Source organism: Acinetobacter sp. TWP2-2-3 (assembly GCF_049896445.1).
Taxonomy (GTDB): domain Bacteria; phylum Pseudomonadota; class Gammaproteobacteria; order Pseudomonadales; family Moraxellaceae; genus Acinetobacter.
On record NZ_JAFCUI010000003.1, the window covers coordinates 310,581 to 327,129 of the forward strand.

Genomic DNA, 16,549 nt, shown 5'->3' on the forward strand with positions numbered 1-16,549 from the left:
GGATTTCTTATGCCAATTATCACTTTGCCAAATGGCGATCAAAAACAGTTTGATCACGCCGTATCTGTGATGGACGTTGCTCTGAGCATTGGTCCTGGTCTTGCAAAAAATACCGTTGCGGGTCGTGTTAACGATCGTTTAGTGGATGCGTCTGATCTCATCACTGAAGATGCAACACTACAAATTATTACGCCGAAAGACGAAGCCGGTGTCGAGATCATTCGCCATTCTTGCGCGCATTTGGTCGGTCACGCAGTGAAGCAACTGTTCCCAGAAGCGAAGATGGTTATTGGTCCGGTCATTGAAGAAGGTTTCTACTATGACATCTGGATGCCACGTCCGTTTACTTTAGACGACATGGCAGCGATTGAAGAGCGTATGAAAAAGCTCATCGATCAAGACTATGATGTTGTGAAAAAAATGACGCCGCGTGATGAAGTGATTGCTGAATTTACAGCGCGTGGCGAAGAATACAAATTGCGTTTGATTGCAGACATGCCTGAAGAAACACAAATGGGCTTGTACTACCATCAAGATTATTTGGATATGTGCCGTGGTCCGCACGTACCCAACACCAAATTCTTAAAATCGTTCAAGCTGACTAAAATCTCGGGTGCTTACTGGCGCGGTGATGCGAAAAACGAACAGCTACAACGTATTTACGGTACAGCGTGGGCAGACAAAAAACAGCTTGCAGCCTATGTAAAACGTATCGAAGAAGCAGAAAAACGCGATCACCGTAAAATTGGTAAAGCGCTTGATTTGTTCCATATGCAAGAAGAAGCACCGGGTATGGTGTTCTGGCATCCGAACGGCTGGACCATTTACCAAGTGCTTGAACAATACATGCGTAAAGTTCAGCAAGACAATGGCTACGAAGAAATCCGCACACCCCAAGTGGTCGATTTTACGCTGTGGGAAAAATCAGGACATGCTGCCAACTATGCAGACAACATGTTCACCACGCATTCTGAAAACCGCAACTATGCGGTGAAGCCAATGAACTGTCCTTGTCACGTACAGGTGTTCAACCAAGGTTTAAAATCTTATCGTGATCTTCCTGTACGCTTGGCTGAGTTTGGTTCATGTCACCGTAACGAACCATCAGGTTCATTGCACGGCATTATGCGTGTACGTGGCTTTACCCAAGATGACGCGCACATTTTCTGTACCAAAGAACAGATTGGTCCTGAAGTTGCAGACTTTATCAAATTGACACTGGATGTATACAAAGACTTTGGCTTCGAAGAAGTACAAATGAAGTTGTCGACGCGTCCTGAAAAACGTGTCGGTGATGACAAGCTTTGGGATATGGCAGAAAAATCTTTGGCAGATGCTTTGGATGCTGCAGGTCTTGAGTGGGAACTTCAACCAGGCGAAGGTGCATTCTATGGTCCGAAGATTGAATTCTCTTTGAAAGACTGCTTAGGTCGTGTCTGGCAGTGTGGTACCATCCAGTGTGACTTTAACTTGCCAGAACGTTTAGATGCGTCTTATGTCACTGAAGATAATGACCGCGATCAGCCAGTAATGTTACATCGTGCAATTCTTGGCAGTTTCGAGCGTTTTATTGGTATACTGATCGAACACTACGCAGGCTTCATGCCACCTTGGTTGGCACCAATGCAAGCGTGTGTGATGAACATTACCGATTCTCAAGCTGAGGCATGTGAGTCAGTCGTCGCAAAACTTAAAGAAAACGGTATCCGTGCAATTTCTGACTTGAGAAATGAGAAAATCGGCTTTAAGATTCGTGAACGTACATTAGAGCGTATTCCTTACTTACTGGTACTTGGGGACCGTGAAGTAGAGGAAGGTACCGTAAACGTGCGTACCCGCTCAGGAACAAATTTGGGTACTATGTCAATCGATGCTTTCGTTGACCTAGTAAAAGCAGCCGTAGCCGAACGCGGCCGGTACATTGTGGAGTAACAGCGATTAAACAGCCTGACCGTAATCAACAGGGCGGTAACAAATCAAACCGTCCTGCCTTGAATGATGAAATTCGTGCGAAAGAAGTCCGTCTTGTCGACGAAAATGGTGAGCAAAAAGGGATTGTAAGCTTAGCTGACGCCCTACGCGCAGCAGAAAGTGTTGAACTTGATCTTGTTGAGATCGTAGCAAACGCTGAGCCACCAGTATGTAAGATTATGGACTTCAACAAGCATTTGTTTGATCTTAAGCAAAAGCAGAAAGAAGCGAAGAAAAAACAACATCAAGTCCAGGTGAAAGAAATCAAGCTACGCCCGGGTACTGATGTTGGTGATTACAACGTAAAACTACGTGCAATCATCAAGTTCCTTGAAGAAGGTAACAAGGTGAAAATCACGCTTCGTTTCCGTGGTCGTGAAATGGCGCACCAACAGTTGGGTCTAGCTCAATTGCAAAAAATTGAAGCTGACGTGGCTGAATTCGGTACTGTTGAGCAGATGCCGAAAATGGAAGGGCGTCAAATGGGTATGCTACTTGGTCCTAAAAAGAAAAAGTAAGCACTCATTAAGCGAAAAAAGCCCTGCATATGCAGGGCTTTTTTTATTCTTTAAAATTCCAGGCGCTTTGTATGGCGTACATAATCTGTTGAGCTTGCTGGCGGGAAAACATCGACAGCTGAATCCGGAAAAATCCAAGAAAAATTTGATTCATCAGACCGGGCTGGCACAATTTAAAATCCAAAGTGCCATCGCGTTGACTAATCACATGCGCTGGCATGTTATAGAGCCAGCGTTTGAGGTGCGCTTTGAGAGAATCATAGCGCGGATTCAGAAAACTATACTGTACGGAATGTCGTTTTAAGCACAGGCTGATGCGGAAACCGGCCAAAGTATAATAAATGGCTTGTGAGGTTATTTTGAGTTTGGTTCCCAGCATAAGCAGCGAAAGACCAAGAAAGCCGCCAATATAAATATAAAAGTCAGGAGACTCCTGCCATAAAAATAATAGTCCTTGGAAAAAACTGGAATTGCTACGCACACTGCTGAAATAAAAAATGCTGAATATTCCGACCGGATAACAAAACAGTAAATATCCCATAGCGCGCATGATCGGGCTAGCTTGATGAAACAGGATGTTTTCTGGCACATTCATGGTTTATTTTTATGATCAGAAAGCGTATTGCCTTAATGAGCTTAGGTAATCTGTAGCCAAAAAGAAAGGCCCTTTCGGACCTTCCTTTGCGTACTTAATCAAGCTTATTCCACTGATTTTTCATCGTTTGCAATGAGCAGTTTATTGCCAATCGGGATTTGACGTGGCAATTTTTCTTCTGGAATAATGCGCTGCAAGTCGATGATCAATAAACCATTTTCATAGTCTGCCTGTTGTACCTCAATATATTCATCCAGGCGTAAAGACAATTTAAATGCACGTCGCGCAATGCCTTTGTACAGGAATTCAATACTGTCATTGCTCTGGTTTTCAGGCTTGCCTAGGATGGTCAGCAACTTATTTTCCAGACGAATGTCGAGTTCTTCCTGACGAAAACCCGCAGTTGCCACCACGATGCGGTAATTATTCTCACCACGCTTTTCGATATTATACGGTGGGTAATTCGGTGCATCGCTTTGCATGGCATAGTCAATAAAGTCATTCAAGCGATCAAAGCCAATACTACGACGAAATAATGGATGAAGATTTAAGTTACTCATGATTAGAACCTTCTCACTAAAGCAAAGTTATAAAAACAAGAAAATAAGATCTGTCATGTCAGACATCAACAGCGCATAAGATTGACGCAATCCTTATGCAGAAATAAATATGTGTTTGGAGCTGAAATTTTCAAGATCAAAAAGAAAAAAATATATAAATTTTTAATAAGATTTTGATATTTATTGAAAAATAATTTTAAAATGCAGACTTGTTGTTTCTTTCTAAATCCTCTATGTTGAGTACATCGTCGCATAGTAAAAGTGCAGGGAGTATTAGAAGAAAATGATCGATTTATATTATTGGGGCACCCCCAACGGCCATAAAATTAGTATTGCTCTAGAAGAAATGGGGCTGGAATATCAAATTATTCCAATCAATATTCTGGAAAATGACCAGTTCCAGTCCGATTTTCTGGCTATTTCTCCCAATAATAAAATCCCGGCAATTGTTGATCAGGATGGGCCACATGGCCGCGCCATTTCAATTTTTGAGTCAGGTGCGATCTTGCAATATCTGGGCCGCAAAACAAGTCTGTTTTATCCAGCCGATGAAGTGAAGCGTATTCAGGTCGAACAGTGGCTGATGTGGCAAATGGGCGGTTTGGGGCCGATGCTCGGGCAAAATCATCACTTTAGCCGTTTTGCACCTGAGCGGATTGCTTATGCCACAGAGCGCTATGTCAATGAAAGCAAGCGTTTATATGGGGTGTTGAATAAGCAGCTGGTCGGGCAGGAGTATGTGGCTGGCGAATACTCGATTGCAGATATGGCCATTTTCCCTTGGTTATTACGGCATGACTGGCAGCAGATCACTCTGGAAGACTATCCTGAAGTTTCCAAATATATCGATCGTTTGAATGCTCGTCCTGCGGTTCAGAAAGCGTTGGCAATACAGGTCAGTTAAGCGTCTGCCTTTATGTTAAAATAGCCTTAAGCAAATAAAGCCACCCTTACGGTGGTTTTTTATTGGATGGATATATGAACGATTTTCTTCTGAACTTTACCAAGATTGTTGAAAGTAATACCCGAATTTACTGGAGCATTCTTTTCGGCATTGCTGCATGTTTAGTGCTGTATGTTGCTGAAATTGTGCATATCGATCAGGTGATTGCTGCCCTAAATACCAAAGATCAGCAGATTCTCCGTGCTGCAATTGCACCGCTCAATGAGCAGTATAAGTGGGCGCGGATCATGGCGATGGTGACGGCAGTCGTTTGGTCCAGTTGGGAATACAGTAAAGCCAAGAAAAAAATGGGCTTGAGCCATTAATGCTGTAATGAGCCTATTTTTACTGTTTCTGTCGGCCTTTGGTGCAGCGACCTTACTACCTTTACAGTCTGAAGCGGTTTTGCTGGGGCTTTTAGTGCAGAACAAGCAGCATGCAGTGCTGTTAATTGCCGTGGCCAGTCTGGGCAATATTCTGGGGTCTTGTGTGAACTGGTATCTGGGTCTCAAGATTGAACATTATAAAAATAAAAAGTGGTTCCCGGTTTCAGCAGATAAGATGCTCAAGGCGCAAAAGACCTATCAGAAATATGGTTACTGGTCTTTACTGCTGAGCTGGGTGCCTATCATTGGTGATCCGATTACCCTGATTGCGGGACTATTAAAAGAAAACCTCGTCCGTTTTCTGCTGATGGTCAGCATCGCTAAAATTGGACGTTATCTGTTTGTCTATGCGGCCTTTGCCATGTTCTAAGTCTGAAGCTATTTTCTTGATCCAGTCTTGGATATTATTTCAGAGCGAAATCATTCTTTAAATTCGCTTATTGGGTGAAGATGCTTTTGTTTTAAACAAAGATGCTTTAGAATACTCGCTCCCTTACCTGCAGGTCGTTTTGTAATGGTGCAAACGAGCCGAACAGGTGTTCAAAAGAGGTTGTTATGCCTAAGATGAAAACTCGCCGTGGTGCAGCTAAACGCTTTAAAGCGACTGCTAACGGTTTTAAGCGTAAACAAGCGTTCAAACGCCACATTTTGACCAAAAAATCTGCTAAGCGTATTCGTCAATTGCGCGGCTGTGTAATGGTTCACGTAAGTGACGTTGCTTCAGTTCGTCGTATGTGCCCGTACATCTAAGGAGATTATAAATGGCTCGTGTAAAACGTGGTGTACAGGCTCATCGCCGTCACAAAAAAATTCTTGCTCGCGCTAAAGGTTACTATGGTGCTCGTTCACGCGTTTACCGCGTAGCGTTCCAGGCGGTAATCAAAGCTGGTCAATATGCTTACCGTGACCGTCGTCAGAAGAAACGTCAATTCCGCGCTTTGTGGATTGCACGTATCAACGCTGGTGCTCGTCAAAATGGTTTGTCGTACAGCCGTATGATCGCTGGCTTGAAAAAAGCTCAAGTGATTATCGACCGTCGCGTACTTGCTGACATCGCTATGCATGACGCAGTTGCGTTTGCTGCTTTAGCTTCTAAAGCTAAAGATGCATTGGCTGCATAAGTCTTTATGACTTGAAAAGACCGCTTTTAGCGGTCTTTTTTATGCTTAAATAAAAGTAATCATTTTAAATATTATTTAAAAATCAGTATTGTAAATCTTATATTTTTTAGTCATTGTGAAATTGAATAATTAAAAAACAAGGCTTAAAAACAATGATTCGACTTGCCACTCAACAGGATGTACTGCCGATTGCTCAAGTGCATGTACAAAATTGGCGTGAAAGCTATCAAAATATCATCAAATAAGAAATTCTCGATAAGTTGAGTGTAGAACAAAGAGCCGCCTTGTGGCGTTCTGTGCTTGAACAGGAGAATCGACGGGTATTTGTCTATGAAGAAAATGCTCAAGTTTTGGGTTTTGCTGCTTTTAATTTTCCGGTGGATGCGCCAATCAGTGAATTGAGAGCTTTGTATTTACTGAAACAGATTCAGGGACAAGGTGTGGGGGCTAAGTTGGTTCAATTGGGTTTGGGATTAAGTCGAGAAAAATCCTACCAGTATATGCAGTGCAGCGTATTGAACCTGAATTCCAGTCGTTATTTTTATGAAAAGACCGGCGCCTATTTTGTCAGTGAAGGAGATGCCAGCGATCTGGGCGAGAATCTTAAAGACTTATGTTATCAGTGGGACATTTAATTTTTGAATACTCTGGCCCAGCTGGCTCAACGTAGAAAAATCTAAAACCTGGGAAAAGACGATAGAAAATAAATCAGCCCTTAGAAATGTATGGCTGATTTATCTTTTTATCTCAATATCTCCACCGGTCAATTAAGAGAGCATTTCCGGGCGATCAGCAAATGACAGCTTCGGCTCATTCAAATAATGCTGAAATTTTAAGACAGATACTCAGTCGTGATTCCATCATCTGATGGATGATGAAAACCTATCACAAAATCGTCAGCATTATTTCAAGTTGATGCCTGCTCATGAATATCAAAATATCCATTGAATTCTGCCCGTGATGTTCAAGCTTTTCTGGCAAAATGTTAAAGGCCGAAATAGTAGCCAATCAGACAGATAATCACAGTGATCACAATTAAGGTCAGCACATTTGCAGATGAACTGGATTTGCCTGGGTCCTGAGGTTTTTCTGCTTTAGAAATTTTTGGTGAGCGGTCTTCGGTACTCATACCGACAAATGGGTCAGGTGCAACTTTTGGTGTTAGCTGTGCAGTTTTATAGTGATTGGCGACTTTGCTGATGAATTTAGCACTTAAATCATCAATTTTTTGCGAAAAATGTCGCAGGTTAAGTTGCTGCTCCGGGCTGAGTACTTCGCCATCTGCACGATAGGGATGCTGGATTTTCGTTTGAATAAAGTCATTTAAGGCGTCTAGGCGGTACAAAGTCTGGTGAGCATAATCCGCTGAATAGTCAGTGGGAATTAAGGCCAAATGACTTTCGCTATCGGCTTGAATGGCAGGCATGGTGCCGTAATAAGGCAAATTGGTATATGCAGGTTCGGTAAAATCTTGGGCAAGGCTACTTTCAAACAGTTCATGATCGGTATAGGCCTGAATATCATCCCAGTTTGGGGCTTCCAGATCGACATCAATGCGCTTGGCCAGTTTAGGATTTAGCTCATAACACCAGAATGTTTCATGGCGTAAAGGGGATTGCTGTGATTTAGGTGCTTCGTAATCATTGTCTGCGCTGTACCATTCAGGCAGTTCCTTGCCGATGATCCAGGCAGTTTTGGTTTTAGCGCCATGACTGACAATAAAATGCGCCAGTGGTAATAGCTCGATATTGGCATTCGGATTTTTTTCATCAACCAGTAAATCAGAGCGATGCAAGCTGAGGCGACGCACGCCTTGTTTTTTCAGGCCTTCCAGCCAGATCTGGAAATGCTGGGCCAGCAGGTGTTGTGATATCAGATCCCGAAAGGCAAACTGATGCTGATTAAAAATGGAATGTTGAATCCAACGATTGAAACTCAGGTCTTGAGTCAAATACTCATTGCCGTAAGTGACGAGGGTTAGTTGCTGTTTCCAAATTTGATCGAGTGCCATAGTGATTTGATCTGATTGATATTGTGTTTATCTTATACTTTTTATATTTAATCATGCCAATCTAATTTTCCTTAAAACGCATCTTCATCAAAGTGTCTAAAAACTGTTAGAATGTGGGGTTTTTAAAATATTTTTTAACCTGTTGCTTTGAGAGTTACTATGTCACTGGAAGCCCTGACCACTGAAGCGCTCGCTGCGATTGCAGCAGCTCAAGACCTTGCTGCACTTGATCAAGTACGAGTGCAATTTACGGGGAAAAAAAGCCAGCTCGCGGAACAATCTAAGTCGCTTGGTAAAATGGATCCTGAAGAACGTAAAGTCTTCGGCGCACAAATCCATGCTGTACGTGAAACTATTACCGCTGCATTGACCTCACGTCAGGCAGAATTGCATAAAGCTGCCTTAAAACAAAAACTGGCAAGCGAAACCATTGATATTACTTTACCAGGTCGTGGCCAACAGGTGGGCAGTATCCATCCAGTGACCCAGGTGCAAGAGCGTATTTGCCAGTTCTTTACCAAGGCAGGTTTTACGGTTGCAACAGGTCCTGAAGTTGAAGATGACTATCACAACTTTGAAGCACTGAATATTCCGGGTCATCACCCGGCGCGTGCCATGCACGATACCTTCTATTTCGATGTGAACCATTTGCTGCGTACGCATACGTCTGGTGTGCAGATTCGTACCATGGAAACACAGCAGCCACCAATCCAGATCGTGTGTCCGGGCCGTGTTTACCGTTGTGATTCGGATCAAACCCACTCACCGATGTTTCATCAGATCGAAGGTTTATACGTGGCTGAAAATACCAGCTTTGCGGAACTGAAAGGTTTGCTGATTAACCTGCTGAACGAATTCTTCGAAAAAGATTTGAAAGTACGTTTCCGTCCATCTTATTTCCCGTTCACCGAGCCGAGTGCGGAAGTGGATATTATGGATGAACGCGGTCGCTGGTTAGAAGTATTGGGCTGCGGTATGGTGCATCCGAATGTGCTGCAAGCTGCAGGCATTGATCCTGAAAAATACAAAGGCTTTGCTTTTGGTCTGGGTGTTGAACGTTTTGCAATGCTGCGTTATGGCGTGAATGACTTACGTATGTTCTTCCAAAATGATGTGCGTTTCTTACGCCAGTTTGCTTAAAACAAATTTATACCTCTCCTTAACCTCTCCTTTTAAAAAGGAGAGGGACTCCGCGAAATAGATGGAGTTCTCCCCCTTTGGAAAATGGGGGGCAGAGGGGGATTCTAGAGATTTGAATTACAGGTTTTATATCAATGAAAATTAGCGAAAATTGGCTACGCACATGGGTCAACCCAGCCATCGATAGCGAAAAACTTTCTGATCAATTGACCATGTTGGGTCTGGAAGTCGATGAGCTTGCACCTGCAGCAAAAGCATTTACTGGTGTAGTGGTGGGGGAAGTCCTGACAGTAGAACAACATCCTGATGCAGATCGCTTGCGTGTGACCACTGTCAATATCGGTTCAGGTGAGCCACTGCAAATTGTATGTGGTGCGCCAAACGTACGTGCCGGCATGAAAGCGCCAGTTGCGACCATTGGTGCAGTACTTCCAGGCGATTTCAAAATCAAGAAAGGCAAGCTACGTGGTATCGAGTCACAAGGCATGCTGTGCGGCGCTTCAGAAATCGATTTAGAAGATAAAATTGATGGTTTGTTAGAGCTTCCAGCGGATGCACCAGTAGGTATGAACATTCGTGAATATCTAGACCTTGATGACAACGTGATTGACATCAGCATTACACCGAACCGTGGGGACTGCTTCAGTATTCGCGGGATCGCACGTGAAATTGGTGTGATTAACCAATTGCCAGTAACTGCCCCTGAAATTAAAGAAGTAGCTGCGACTATTAGCGAAGAAAAGAAAGTCGTTGTATCGACTGAAGGCTGCCCACGCTATTTGGGTCGTGTCATCAAGAACGTCAATACCAAGGCTGTGACTCCTGTATGGATGGAGCGTGCATTGGCACGTTCAGGTATTCGTCAGCACAGCATTCTGGTCGATATTACCAACTATGTATTAATCGAGCTTGGTCAACCGCTACACGCATTTGATGGCGGTAAAGTTCAAGGTGCGGTACATGTACGTCAAGCGACGGAAGCTGAAAAGTTAGTTTTGCTCAATGAACAAGAAGTTGAACTCAACGAAAAAGTGATGGTGATTGCAGATGATGAAAAAGCATTGGCCATTGCTGGTATTATGGGTGGCTTGTTTTCAGCAGTCAGCGATGCAACCACTGAAATTTTCCTGGAATCTGCATTCTTCGCGCCACTGCATATTGCGGGTCGTGCACGTAGCTTTGGCTTGCATACCGATGCTTCTCAGCGTTATGAACGTGGTGTCGATTTTGAATTGCCATTGATCGCTATGCACCGCGCATCACAATTGATTGCTGAACTTGCGGGCGGTGAGTTCGGACCAATTACAGTTGCCGAAAATGCGGCTCTATTGCCAACACGTGACGCAATTGAGTTGAATCAAGCACAAGTCGATCAACTGCTGGGTTATAGTGTTGACTCAGCGTTCATTACTGATGCTTTAAGCCGTTTAGGTTGTGAAGTTACAGTAAAAGCAGAAGGCGAGTGGTCAGTGGTACCGCCATCACATCGTTATGATATGGTGATTTACCAAGATTTGATCGAAGAAGTGGCGCGTATTCACGGTTATGACAATATTCAAATCAGCCTGCCTGTGATTGATGTGAAGCTGGCGAAATACCAAGATCAGTTTGAATTGGGCCAACTCCGTCAAACCGCGGTAACTTTAGGTTACCAAGAAGCGATCAGCTTTAGCTTCGCAGACCTAAAGCTTGAAAAGCAACTTAATTCTAGTGTGAATCCATTAGTATTAGCCAATCCAATTTCAAGTGATTTGGCAGTGATGCGTTCAACCTTGCTATCTAGCCTGATTCCTTGTGTTCAGTACAATGTCAACCGCCAGCAAAGCCGTGTACGTTTCTTTGAGCTCGGTCTGCGTTTTGACTATCAAGAAGCCAGCAGCATCCATGATTTAAAACAGATTCCAACTTTTGCATTGATTGCGACTGGTTCACGTCATGCTGAATCTTGGCATGTGAAACCCGCTGCAATGGACTTCTTTGACTTTAAGGGTGATGTAGAAGAAATTTTGGCTGCTGGTCGTGTCAAAGTAGAATATGTGCGTTCAGAGCGTAGCTGGTTGCATCCAGGACAATCCGCAGAAATTCTCGTGAATGGTCAATCAATTGGTTACTTGGGGCGTTTACATCCCTCACTTGAAGACGAGCTTGATCTGGCAACCACATGGGTAGCAGAATTGGATCAAGCGGCTGTTTTGCAAACTTATGTATCTAATTTTACAGAATTATCACGTTTTCCATCGGTTCGACGTGATATTGCGCTTTTAATTAGTGATAAGATTAATGTTAGCGAAATTCAGGGACTTATCGAAAAAACAGGCGGAGAGCTTTTAGACTCAACTTGGTTGTTCGATGTGTACACTGGACAAGGAGTAGAAGAAGGGAAACGCTCACTGGCATTTGCACTTCTCTGGCAGCATCCAAGCCGTACACTGGAAGATGCTGAAATTAAATCAGGTATGGATAATATCCTTCAAGTGTTAGAAAACACTTACCAAGCGACATTGAGGGCTTCATGACAGCACTAACTAAAGCAGAAATGGCTGATCATTTAAGTGAGCTCACGAGTTTAAACCGTCGTGAAGCAAAACAAATGGTTGAGTTGTTCTTCGATGAGATTAGCCAGGCGCTCATCTCAGGCGAGCAAGTAAAACTTTCGGGTTTTGGTAATTTCGAGTTGCGTGATAAGCGTCAACGTCCGGGCCGTAACCCGAAAACGGGTGAAGAGATTCCGATTTCTGCACGCCGTGTGGTCACCTTCCGTGCCGGACAGAAGTTCCGTCAACGTGTGGGAAATGAGCAGGTCAACTGATCTGCTTTTTTAAAAACTGGGATCTAATATTGTTAAGTATCAGTTTTTAAAATAAAAAAGAGAGCCAAAGGCTCTCTTTTTTTTGTACTGAATAATCTAAAAGATTATTGAGCAGCAGCTTCAGAAGCAGCAGTAGCGTCAGCAGCAGCGTCAACAGCAACAGCAGCAGCAGCGTCAGCTTCAGCAGCAGCAGCAGTTTCAGAAGCAGCAACTTCAGAAGTAGCTTCTACAGCAGCAGCATCAGCAGCAGCTTCAGCTTCAGAAGCAGCTTCTACAGCTTCAGATGCAGCTTGGTTAGCGTCAGCAGCAGCGTCGTCAGCTTTTTTAGCACAACCAACGAAAGCTAGAGTAGTAGCAACTGCAGCAGCAATAGCGATTTTTTTGAATAACATGGCATCACTCTCTAAAAATTGAGATTAAAAAAAACCAAAGTTAGTCTGTTAAGTGCTTTTATTGTTCCTAATTGTGTTAGGGACTAACAACGCAGGAGCAGTCTAACTGGTCTGCAAATATGCTATCACTGCGCATTTTTAATTGCTACTGGCAATGATCAAAAAAGTACGGAAAAACGATAAAAAATAAGAAGTTTTTAACAGAAAATAACAATGGAATGAAACATTTAGATTGGAGAAAGGCTTATTAAACACTTAAAAGTTATACAATTTTTAATCTGAACATTTTATTAATCAAAAACTTAAAAATAAGTTTACATAAATCAGGCTTGATTGTTTCATTCTGTAATTTATGTCAACCTAAAAAAGGCCACCGCTTAGGTGACCTTTCATTTGAAATTTTAATTTGAAGCTTTGCGTTTCATCTGATCAAAGAAATCATCATTGGTCTTGGTTTCTTTCATACGATCCAGTAAGAATTCCATTGCCGCCAATTCGTCTTGAGTATGCAGCAGCTTACGCAGAATCCAGACTTTGCGTAGATTGTCTTCCGACATCAGGCGTTCTTCACGGCGAGTACCAGATTTCTTGATGTTCATCGCAGGGAATACGCGTTTTTCTGCAATGCGACGATCAAGGGTAATTTCCTGGTTACCTGTACCTTTGAATTCTTCATAAATCACTTCATCCATTTTACTACCGGTTTCAATCAGGGCAGTAGAAATGATGGTCAGTGAACCGCCTTCTTCGATATTACGTGCAGCACCGAAGAAGCGTTTAGGACGTTCTAAGGCATGCGCATCCACACCACCAGTCAGTACTTTGCCTGATGAAGGAATCACGGTGTTATAGGCACGCGCCAAACGGGTAATCGAGTCAAGCAGAATCACCACATCTTTTTTATGTTCAACCAGACGTTTTGCTTTTTCAATCACCATTTCAGCGACTTGAACGTGACGTGCAGGAGATTCATCAAAGGTAGAAGCCACGACTTCACCACGAACCGTACGCTCCATCTCAGTCACTTCTTCTGGACGCTCATCAATTAGGAGAACGATCAGAATAACTTCAGGATTATTGCGAACGATGGACTGTGCAATGCTTTGCAGCAGCATGGTTTTACCCGCTTTCGGCGGAGCCACAATAATTGAACGCTGGCCTTTACCAATCGGTGCAACTAAGTCGATCACACGGGTGGTTAAATCTTCAGTGGTGCCATTGCCCAACTCCATCACCAACTGTTCAGTCGGGAATAATGGCGTCAAGTTTTCAAACAGAATCTTGTTACGTGAATTTTCAGGTGTGTCGTAGTTAATTTGATTGACTTTAAGTAAAGCAAAATAACGTTCGCCTTCTTTCGGCGGGCGAATGGTGCCAGTAATGGTGTCGCCAGTACGGAGGTTAAAACGACGAATTTGAGAAGGGCTGACATAAATATCGTCAGGACCTGCTAAATAAGAACCTGCGGCTGAGCGTAAAAAGCCAAAACCATCTGACAAAATTTCTAGAACGCCATCACCAAAAATCTCTTCGCCATTCATTGCATGACGTTTTAAGATGGCAAAAATAATGTCTTGCTTACGGTTACGAGCCATACCTTCGAGGCCCATAAACTCGGCAATCTTGATGAGTTCGCCAATCGGTTTTTTCTTGAGTTCGGTTAAATTCATAGGTGGTCAGATAGAATCAAAGTTCTGAGGTACAGGTTAGAAAGGGAGTAACATTCGGCCGCATACCAGCATTCAAACGAAAGCAATTGAATTTGCAAAAGAACAATTCAGAGATCTGTTTGAGTGTTTCAAAGAAAAATGTGGAAAACAATTTCTATTGCCGAGCGGCATCTTATGTAATGTGTCTTGTAAGAAATTGACAGGATTTAGGATCCTTTATCTCTTGAGTAGCGAATATAAGAGAAAATGCCAGGTTTGTCAATTTATAGCCGAAAAAAATACGCGAGCATGAGTCGCGTATTTTTTACTAAAAATGCTGTGCTTAGATATTGTCATCAATAAATGCTGTCAGTTTAGATTTTGGTGCAGCACCGACTTGAGTCGCAACAACTTCACCATTTTTGAACATCAACAAAGCCGGGATGTTACGGATGTTGAAATTCACAGCAGTTTGTTCGCAAGAAGTTACGTCAACTTTCACGATTTTAACTTTACCTTGGTATTCATCAGCAAGCACTTCAAGTACGGGTGCAATTGCTTTACATGGTGCACACCAGCCTGCCCAAAAGTCCACCAGTACAGGAACGTCTGATTGAAGAACGTCTGCTTCGAAGTTTGCGTCAGTAGTGTTTACGATGTTGCCAGACATGGAATGTGCTCCAGATTAATATTTTAAAGATAACTAATTATTAGTATTACATAGCCATCTTTAACAATGTAGGGGAATCTGTAAATTTTCAATGCTTAATGTTATTTTGTCTAATGGATGATCACGATAGTGATGATCGTGTCTCACTATTATTCCCGATACAAAAAAGAATAAGGCATTAAATTGTCGCTACAAATGGCTTTTAAATTGCATGCATGTGAATTACTCTAAGCACAATTCGTTAAAGGTTTATTTCTGGAATGTCTGACTTTTTGATTGATGAAGAATTACTTGCCGCCATCGATATGGGATCAAACAGCTTTCATTTGGCCATCGCCCGTGTAGACCATGGCGAAGTGAAGAAAGTGGCATCAATGTCAGAAAAAGTTCAGCTTGCCGCAGGACTAGACGAAAATAAGAATTTAACCGAAGCCGCCCAGCAACGCGGTTTGGCCTGTCTGGCCCGTTTTGTCGGACGTTTAGGCGCAGTTCAGCCGAACCGATTACGGATTGTGGCGACGAATGCGTTGCGTCAAGCCAAAAACGGCCATGAATTTATCCAGAAAGCTGCAGAAATTTTACCGAAACCGATCGAAATTATCGCCGGTCGTGAAGAAGCCCGTCTGATTTATCTGGGTGTATCGCATACCATGGCCAACAGCGGTCGTCGTCTGGTAGTTGATATCGGTGGCGGTTCAACTGAGCTGATTATCGGTGAAGAATTCGAGCCGATTCATACCGAATCGGTACAAATGGGCTGTGTAGCGTTTACCAAGGCCTATTTTCAGGATGGCGAAATCAGTGCCAAAGCCTTTGATAAAGCAGTTACTGCGGCACGTAAAGAAATTTCGGGAATTGCCAATACTTATAAAGAAGCCGGTTGGGATGCTGTCGTTGGCTCGAGTGGCACCATTAAAGCCTGCCGCCAGATTTGCGTCAATATGGGCTGGAGCAATGATCGCGAACAGTTGACGCGTGAAGGCCTGGAAAAGCTCAAAGATAAACTGCTTAAATATAAATATGTCTCGGACATGGAGTTCGAAGGTCTGAAAGATGATCGTCGTGCCGTCTTACCTGCTGGTATTGCCATTCTCTATGCAGTCTTTGATGTACTGGGAATTGACCATTTGGTCTATTCTGATGGTGCACTACGTGAAGGCGTGATGTATGACTTGCTTGGCCGTTTCAAGCATGAAGATATCCGTGATCGTTCCGTACATGCCTTGATTGGTCGATACAATGCCGATGCCAAGCAGGCTGAGCGTGTGGTTCAGACGGCACAGAAACTGTTTAATGACGTGGCCAGTAAACTCGGTTTGAGTGTTGAAGATAGTGACCTGTTACGTCGTGCTGCCTATCTCCATGAGATTGGTTTGGCCATCAGTCACAGTGGCTATCATCGTCATGGCGCGTATTTATTACAACACTCGGATATTGCCGGTTTCTCGCAAGTTGATCAAAATCATTTGTCACATTTGGTCGCGCACCATCGGCGCAAATTGCGCGCTGATGCCAAGATTGATGTGATGAAAGTCGGTGGATCTAAACTTTTATGGTTATGTTTGCTGCTTCGTCTGTCGGTTTTGGTCAATCACAGTCGTAGCGATGAGATGCTTCCTGCCATTGAACTGAAGGTTGAAAATGCGCAACAATGGCAACTCACCGTGTCTGGTGATGCCAAGCAATGGCCATTGCTGGTCGCTGAACTGCACGATGAACAGCAGCAATTTAAAAATTGGGAGATTGAACTCTCGATTCAATCCGAACAGTTTGTTAATTAATAC

General features: G+C 43.3%; 18 protein-coding genes. 12 read left to right on the forward strand and 6 right to left on the reverse strand.

Translation table 11 applies throughout. From position 1 onward, the window contains the following. Positions 1-9 precede the first annotated feature (9 nt). Positions 10-1,932: a threonine--tRNA ligase gene (thrS, locus tag ACP7AK_RS06860; protein ID WP_004278291.1), complete on the forward strand. Its 1,923-nt coding sequence runs from the start codon at positions 10-12 to the stop codon at positions 1,930-1,932. A 5-nt stretch (positions 1,933-1,937) separates the two neighbouring features. Next, positions 1,938-2,489 (forward strand): translation initiation factor IF-3, encoded by a 552-nt coding sequence (infC, locus tag ACP7AK_RS06865; RefSeq protein ID WP_071850398.1) that lies wholly within the window; start codon positions 1,938-1,940, stop codon positions 2,487-2,489. Positions 2,490-2,532: 43 nt separating this feature from the next. Here the strand turns inward: infC and ACP7AK_RS06870 are convergent, their stop codons facing one another. Beyond that, positions 2,533-3,084, reverse strand: a complete 552-nt coding sequence (locus tag ACP7AK_RS06870; protein WP_425879243.1) for a hypothetical protein — start codon at positions 3,082-3,084, stop codon at positions 2,533-2,535. A gap of 104 nt (positions 3,085-3,188) precedes the next feature. After that, complete coding sequence (locus ACP7AK_RS06875) at positions 3,189-3,644, reverse strand: Hsp20 family protein (RefSeq protein WP_004732955.1); 456 nt, start codon at positions 3,642-3,644, stop codon at positions 3,189-3,191. A 283-nt stretch (positions 3,645-3,927) separates the two neighbouring features. On the opposite strand from ACP7AK_RS06875, the gene ACP7AK_RS06880 reads away from it, so the two are divergent. From ACP7AK_RS06880 to ACP7AK_RS06905, 6 genes are all read left to right on the forward strand, one after another. After that, complete coding sequence (locus tag ACP7AK_RS06880) at positions 3,928-4,548, forward strand: glutathione S-transferase family protein (protein ID WP_004732952.1); 621 nt, start codon at positions 3,928-3,930, stop codon at positions 4,546-4,548. Positions 4,549-4,622: 74 nt separating this feature from the next. Then, positions 4,623-4,913 (forward strand): hypothetical protein, encoded by a 291-nt coding sequence (locus ACP7AK_RS06885; protein WP_004732951.1) that lies wholly within the window; start codon positions 4,623-4,625, stop codon positions 4,911-4,913. A gap of 7 nt (positions 4,914-4,920) precedes the next feature. Next, positions 4,921-5,343: a YqaA family protein gene (locus ACP7AK_RS06890; RefSeq protein WP_004732949.1), complete on the forward strand. Its 423-nt coding sequence runs from the start codon at positions 4,921-4,923 to the stop codon at positions 5,341-5,343. 185 nt (positions 5,344-5,528) lie between these two features. After that, positions 5,529-5,723: a 50S ribosomal protein L35 gene (gene rpmI, locus ACP7AK_RS06895; protein ID WP_004278281.1), complete on the forward strand. Its 195-nt coding sequence runs from the start codon at positions 5,529-5,531 to the stop codon at positions 5,721-5,723. 11 nt (positions 5,724-5,734) lie between these two features. Then, positions 5,735-6,094, forward strand: a complete 360-nt coding sequence (rplT, locus tag ACP7AK_RS06900) for a 50S ribosomal protein L20 (protein ID WP_004647525.1) — start codon at positions 5,735-5,737, stop codon at positions 6,092-6,094. A gap of 260 nt (positions 6,095-6,354) precedes the next feature. Beyond that, on the forward strand, positions 6,355-6,729 hold the full coding sequence (locus ACP7AK_RS06905; RefSeq protein WP_425879248.1) for a GNAT family N-acetyltransferase: 375 nt from the start codon (positions 6,355-6,357) through the stop codon (positions 6,727-6,729). A 350-nt stretch (positions 6,730-7,079) separates the two neighbouring features. Here ACP7AK_RS06905 and ACP7AK_RS06910 read toward each other — a convergent pair whose 3' ends face one another. Next, entirely contained in the window at positions 7,080-8,105 is a 1,026-nt protein-coding gene (locus ACP7AK_RS06910; protein WP_005107810.1) for a hypothetical protein, read from the reverse strand. Positions 8,106-8,264: 159 nt separating this feature from the next. On the opposite strand from ACP7AK_RS06910, the gene pheS reads away from it, so the two are divergent. The 3 genes from pheS (at position 8,265) to ACP7AK_RS06925 (ending at position 12,054) form a co-directional block, all read left to right on the forward strand. Continuing rightward, on the forward strand, positions 8,265-9,245 hold the full coding sequence (gene pheS, locus ACP7AK_RS06915; protein ID WP_195725129.1) for a phenylalanine--tRNA ligase subunit alpha: 981 nt from the start codon (positions 8,265-8,267) through the stop codon (positions 9,243-9,245). A gap of 134 nt (positions 9,246-9,379) precedes the next feature. After that, positions 9,380-11,761 carry a phenylalanine--tRNA ligase subunit beta gene (gene pheT, locus ACP7AK_RS06920; RefSeq protein WP_425879251.1) on the forward strand — a complete coding sequence of 794 codons (2,382 nt, stop codon included), beginning with the start codon at positions 9,380-9,382 and terminating at the stop codon, positions 11,759-11,761. Then, positions 11,758-12,054 carry an integration host factor subunit alpha gene (locus ACP7AK_RS06925; RefSeq protein ID WP_004278269.1) on the forward strand — a complete coding sequence of 99 codons (297 nt, stop codon included), beginning with the start codon at positions 11,758-11,760 and terminating at the stop codon, positions 12,052-12,054. Before pheT ends, ACP7AK_RS06925 begins: the two co-directional genes overlap by 4 nt. Positions 12,055-12,158: 104 nt before the next feature. Here the strand turns inward: ACP7AK_RS06925 and ACP7AK_RS06930 are convergent, their stop codons facing one another. The 3 genes from ACP7AK_RS06930 to trxA all read right to left on the reverse strand — a co-directional run bounded on the left by ACP7AK_RS06930 (position 12,159) and on the right by trxA (position 14,765). Continuing rightward, positions 12,159-12,446 carry a hypothetical protein gene (locus ACP7AK_RS06930; RefSeq protein ID WP_005107806.1) on the reverse strand — a complete coding sequence of 96 codons (288 nt, stop codon included), beginning with the start codon at positions 12,444-12,446 and terminating at the stop codon, positions 12,159-12,161. 401 nt (positions 12,447-12,847) lie between these two features. Then, the gene (gene rho / locus ACP7AK_RS06935) at positions 12,848-14,116 is read right to left on the reverse strand and encodes a transcription termination factor Rho (protein ID WP_004278267.1); all 1,269 of its coding nucleotides are present in this window, start codon (positions 14,114-14,116) and stop codon (positions 12,848-12,850) included. 322 nt (positions 14,117-14,438) lie between these two features. Next, positions 14,439-14,765: a thioredoxin gene (gene trxA, locus ACP7AK_RS06940; protein WP_004278266.1), complete on the reverse strand. Its 327-nt coding sequence runs from the start codon at positions 14,763-14,765 to the stop codon at positions 14,439-14,441. A 260-nt stretch (positions 14,766-15,025) separates the two neighbouring features. Between trxA and ppx the strand changes: the two genes are divergently transcribed. Continuing rightward, positions 15,026-16,546: an exopolyphosphatase gene (gene ppx / locus ACP7AK_RS06945; RefSeq protein WP_425879254.1), complete on the forward strand. Its 1,521-nt coding sequence runs from the start codon at positions 15,026-15,028 to the stop codon at positions 16,544-16,546. Positions 16,547-16,549: the final 3 nt, after the last annotated feature.